This is a genomic window from Tabrizicola sp., assembly GCF_016792905.1.
In the GTDB taxonomy this organism is placed as follows: domain Bacteria; phylum Pseudomonadota; class Alphaproteobacteria; order Rhodobacterales; family Rhodobacteraceae; genus Tabrizicola.
Genome location: NZ_JAEULP010000010.1, coordinates 1 through 4941, shown reverse-complemented (window position 1 = coordinate 4941; position 4941 = coordinate 1). Strand labels below are relative to the sequence as shown.

Here is a 4941-nt window from a genome sequence, read left to right as displayed (position 1 = left end):
TCCGGCAAGGAGAAGCGACATGAAACTGCATGAACTCGCCGACAACGAAGGCGCGGCGAAGAAGAAGAAGCGCGTGGCGCGCGGCCCGGGTTCGGGCAAGGGCAAGACCGCCGGGCGCGGGATCAAGGGCCAGAAGTCCCGCTCGGGCGTGGCTCTGGGTGGCTACGAAGGCGGCCAGATGCCGCTGTATCGTCGGCTCCCGAAGCGCGGTTTCACCAAGCCGAACAAGCTGCACTACGCGGTGGTCAACCTGGGCCTGATCGAGAAGTTCATTGCCGCGGGCAAGCTGAACGCCAAGGAAGAGATCACCGAAGACGCGCTGGTCGCGGCCGGTGTCACCTCGAACAAGCGCGACGGCATCCGCGTGCTGGCCAAGGGCGAGATCAAGTCCAAGGTCAAGCTGACCGTCACCGGCGCCTCGGCCTCGGCCGTCGAGGCGGTCGAGAAAGCTGGCGGCAAGGTCACGCTTCTGGCACCCGTCGCGGCTGCGGCGGAGTAAGCGCCGGAAAGGCATTGTGAGCGGCCGCAAGGTCGCTTACATCACTGTCCAGTTTTCCCGCGCCGCCGACCGGAGAACGGTCCGGCGGCGCTTGGCTTGAAAGAGACCTGACATGGCATCTGCTGCAGAGCAAATGGCGGCGAACCTCAGCTGGGGCATGCTCGGCAAGGCGACCGACCTGCGCCAGCGCATCTTCTTCACGATCGGTTTGCTGATCGTCTACCGGCTGGGAACCTACATCCCCGTCCCCGGAATCGACAGCGAAGCGCTGCGCCAGTTCATGGAGAAGGCGGGTCAGGGCATCGGCGGGATGCTGAACCTCTTCACCGGCGGCGCCGTCAAGCGGATGGGGATCTTCGCGCTTGGCATCATGCCCTACATCAGCGCCTCGATCATCGTTCAGCTTCTTTCCACGATGTACGGCCCCTGGCAGCAGCTGAAGAAAGAGGGCGAGCAGGGCCGGAAGAAGCTGAACCAGTTCACCCGCTACGGCACCGTGGCGCTGGCGGTCATGCAGGGCTATGGCATCGCCATGTCGATCCAGGGTGGCGGGCTTGCGCACAATCCGGGCCTGTTCTTCGTCGCCTCCTGCGTCATCACGCTGGTCGGCGGCACCATGTTCCTGATGTGGCTGGGCGAACAGATCACCGCGCGCGGCATCGGCAACGGTATCTCGCTGATCATCTTCGTCGGCATCGTGGCGGAAATTCCCGCCGCGCTGGTGCAGTTCTTCGAGCAAGGCCGGTCCGGCGCGCTCTCCACCCCGGTGATCCTGGGCGTGATCGTGATGGTGATCGCGGTCATCGCCTTTGTCGTCTTCATGGAACGTGCCCTGCGCAAGATCAGCATCCTCTATCCGCGCCGTCAGGTGGGGATGAAGGTCTACGAGGGCGGCTCGTCCCACCTCCCGATCAAGGTCAACCCGGCGGGCGTCATCCCGGCGATCTTCGCCTCGTCGATCCTGCTTCTGCCGACCACGGTGTCCACCTTCTCGGGCGGCAGCACCAACCCGGTGCTGTCCTGGCTGGCGGCGAACCTGGGTTACGGGCAGCCGCTGCACCTGGTGTTCCTGGCGGCGATGATCGTGTTCTTCGCCTATTTCTACACGCTCAACGTCTCGTTCAAGGTCGATGACGTGGCCGAGAACCTGAAGAACCAGAACGCCTCGGTTCCCGGCATCCGCCCCGGCAAGAAGACTGAGGAATACCTGGAATATGTGGTGAACCGTGTTCTTGTCCTTGGTGCGGCATATCTGGCGGCGGTCTGCCTGTTGCCCGAAATCCTGATCAGCCGCGTCGGCATTCCGTTCTACTTCGGCGGGACCTCGGTTCTGATCGTCGTCTCGGTCACGATGGACACGATCCAGCAGGTCCAGTCGCATCTTCTGGCCCACCAGTACGAGGCGCTGATCGAGAAGTCGCAACTGCGCGGCCGCAAGAAGCCGGGTGCCAAAGCGGCACCCAAGGCTCCGGCGCGGCGTTGACCTGATGCCGAATATCATCCTTCTGGGACCGCCCGGGGCGGGAAAGGGAACGCAGGCACAGCGTTTGGTCGATGCGCGCGGCATGGTGCAACTCTCCACCGGCGACATGCTCCGCGCCGCAAGGACCAGCGGCACCGAAATGGGCCGTAAGGTGGCGGCGGTGCTGGACGGTGGCGGGTTGGTGACGGACGACATCGTCATCGGCCTGATCGAGGAAAGGCTGGCCCAGGGGGCAACGGGCGGGTTCATCTTCGACGGCTTTCCCCGGACGCTGCGTCAGGCCGATGCCCTGGCAGAGCTTCTGGCGCGCAAGGGGCTGAAGCTGGATGCGGTGATCGAGCTGGTGGTGGACGATGCGGCCCTCGTCGGCCGGATCGTGAAGCGGGCCGAGGAAGCCCGCGCCGCCGGGCAACCCGTGCGCAAGGACGATACGCCCGAGGTATTCGAAGTGCGGCTGCGGGAATATTACAAGAATACGGCACCATTGATCGGCTACTACTGGGCCACGCGCGATCTGGTGCAGGTTGACGGGATGGCCGGGATGCAGACCGTTGCCGAGGCCATCGCCAAAGTTCTTGACAAAGCCTGAAAAACCTATCTCGCGGCCTTGACGGCCCCGGGAAAAGCCCATAAAGCACGGCGTCCCGCGGTGGAATCGCCTTGCGGGCCTTCCTTGTTGGAAGTTCGTATCGCCGGGGCCAGCCCCCGTGCGGTGTTGTGAAAAAAGGTTCTGGCACTACGGAACCGCAACCGAAGAAGGACGACACGTTTGGCACGTATTGCTGGCGTCAACATTCCGACCGCGAAACGGGTTCCGATCGCGCTCACCTACATCACCGGGATCGGCCCCCATACCGCCCAGACCATCTGCGAAGCGCTCAAGATCGACAGCGCGCGCCGGGTGAACCAGCTGACCGACAGCGAAGTGCTGGCGATCCGCGAATACATCGACGCCCATCTGACCGTCGAAGGCGACCTGCGCCGCGAAGTCACGATGAACATCAAGCGTCTGATGGACTTGGGCTGCTACCGTGGCCTGCGTCACCGCAAGGGCCTGCCGGTCCGCGGCCAGCGCACGCACACCAACGCCCGTACCCGCAAAGGCCCCGCGAAGGCCATTGCCGGCAAGAAGAAATAAGGGGGCTTAAGATATGGCACGCGATACCAAAGCCGCCCGCACCAAGAAAAAAGAACGCAAGAACATCGCCGCAGGCGTGGCGCATGTGAACTCGTCGTTCAACAACACCAAGATCCTGATCTCGGACGTTCAGGGCAACGCAATCTCCTGGTCGTCCTCGGGCACCATGGGCTTCAAGGGCTCGCGCAAGTCGACGCCCTATGCCGCCCAGATGGCCGCCGAAGATGCGGGCCGCAAGGCGCAGGAACATGGCGTCCGCACGCTGGAAGTCGAAGTGCAGGGTCCGGGTTCGGGCCGTGAATCGGCTCTGCGCGCGCTGGCTGCCGTTGGCTTCCAGATCACCTCGATCCGCGACGTGACGCCGCTTGCGCACAACGGCTGCCGTCCGCCGAAGCGCCGCCGCGTCTAAGGTTTTCATTTCGGCCGGGTCGCGGGGGTGTTTCCTCGCGGCCCGGTTTTCGTCGTTTACGATCCTCGGGCGTCCGCCGGCTTTCGGACATCGGCAGCGGACAAGAATAGGGGCTTCAGAATGATCCATAAAAACTGGCAGGAACTCATCAAGCCGACGCAGCTGGTCGTGAAGCCGGGGGCCGACGCCGCCCGCGTCGCGACGGTGATCGCCGAGCCCCTGGAGCGTGGCTTCGGCCTGACCCTGGGCAACGCGCTGCGCCGCGTGCTGATGTCCTCGCTGCAGGGGGGTGCCATCACCTCGGTCCAGATCGACAACGTCCTGCACGAGTTCTCCTCGGTCGCCGGTGTGCGCGAGGATGTGACCGACATCGTCCTGAACCTGAAGGGCGTCAGCCTGAAGATGGACGTGGAAGGGCCGAAGCGGCTGTCTATCTCGGCCAAGGGGCCGGGCGTCGTGACGGCTGGAGAGATTTCGGAATCGAACGGCATCGAGGTCCTGAACAAGGACCATGTGATCTGCCACCTGGACGAGGGCGCCGACGTATTCATGGAGCTGACCGTGAACACCGGCAAGGGCTATGTCTCGGCCGACAAGAACCGCCCCGAGGATGCGCCGATCGGCCTGATCCCGATCGACGCGATCTATTCGCCGGTCAAGAAGGTGTCGTATGAAGTCACCCCGACCCGTGAGGGCCAGGTGCTGGACTATGACAAGCTGACCATGAAGATCGAGACCGACGGTTCGCTGACCCCGGATGATGCCGTGGCCTATGCCGCGCGCATCCTGCAGGACCAGCTGTCGATCTTCGTCAACTTCGACGAACCGGAATCGGCCAAGGTCGGCGAGATCGACTCGGGGCTGGAATTCAACCCGCTCCTCCTGAAGAAGGTGGACGAGCTGGAGCTTTCGGTCCGGTCCGCCAACTGCCTGAAGAACGACAACATCGTCTACATCGGCGACCTGATCCAGAAGACCGAGGCGGAAATGCTCCGCACCCCGAACTTCGGCCGCAAGTCGCTGAACGAGATCAAGGAAGTGCTTTCGGGCATGGGCCTGCATCTTGGCATGGACGTCGAAAGCTGGCCGCCGGAGAACATCGAGGACCTGGCGAAACGGTTCGAGGACCAGTTCTAAAAGACGGTCTGAAGCCCGACCTGCGTAGGCCGGGCTTCAGATCGGCATCGAAATGCCCGCCTTGTGCGGGGAACCCCGGGCAATCCCGCCCCAACGACGCCGACCGCACGCACGGGCGGCAACACAAAGCAAAAGAGACGTTAGGAGACCATCATGCGTCACGCCCGCGGCTACCGCCGCCTGAACCGTACCCACGAACACCGCAAGGCGCTGTTCGCCAACATGGCCGGCTCGCTGATCGAGCACGAGCAGATCAAGACCACCCTGCCCAAGGC

The 4941-nt window shown here is 63.6% G+C and carries 6 protein-coding genes and 1 pseudogene; all 7 read left to right on the top strand.

The features are described from left to right. The first annotated feature begins 19 nt into the window (after positions 1-19). The gene (gene rplO, locus JNL31_RS01465; RefSeq protein ID WP_294968925.1) at positions 20-499 is read left to right on the top strand and encodes a 50S ribosomal protein L15; all 480 of its coding nucleotides are present in this window, start codon (positions 20-22) and stop codon (positions 497-499) included. A gap of 112 nt (positions 500-611) precedes the next feature. Continuing rightward, entirely contained in the window at positions 612-1982 is a 1371-nt protein-coding gene (secY, locus tag JNL31_RS01460; protein WP_294968923.1) for a preprotein translocase subunit SecY, read from the top strand. 4 nt (positions 1983-1986) lie between these two features. Then, positions 1987-2571, top strand: coding sequence for an adenylate kinase (locus JNL31_RS01455; protein ID WP_294968921.1), 585 nt, complete (start codon positions 1987-1989; stop codon positions 2569-2571). Between the two features lie 180 nt (positions 2572-2751). Further along, entirely contained in the window at positions 2752-3120 is a 369-nt protein-coding gene (gene rpsM / locus JNL31_RS01450; RefSeq protein WP_294968918.1) for a 30S ribosomal protein S13, read from the top strand. A 13-nt stretch (positions 3121-3133) separates the two neighbouring features. Continuing rightward, positions 3134-3529 (top strand): 30S ribosomal protein S11, encoded by a 396-nt coding sequence (gene rpsK, locus JNL31_RS01445; RefSeq protein WP_294968917.1) that lies wholly within the window; start codon positions 3134-3136, stop codon positions 3527-3529. A 120-nt stretch (positions 3530-3649) separates the two neighbouring features. Further along, positions 3650-4666 (top strand): DNA-directed RNA polymerase subunit alpha, encoded by a 1017-nt coding sequence (locus tag JNL31_RS01440; RefSeq protein WP_294968914.1) that lies wholly within the window; start codon positions 3650-3652, stop codon positions 4664-4666. A 153-nt stretch (positions 4667-4819) separates the two neighbouring features. Next, positions 4820-4941: pseudogene (locus JNL31_RS01435) on the top strand (50S ribosomal protein L17); the annotation flags it as partial.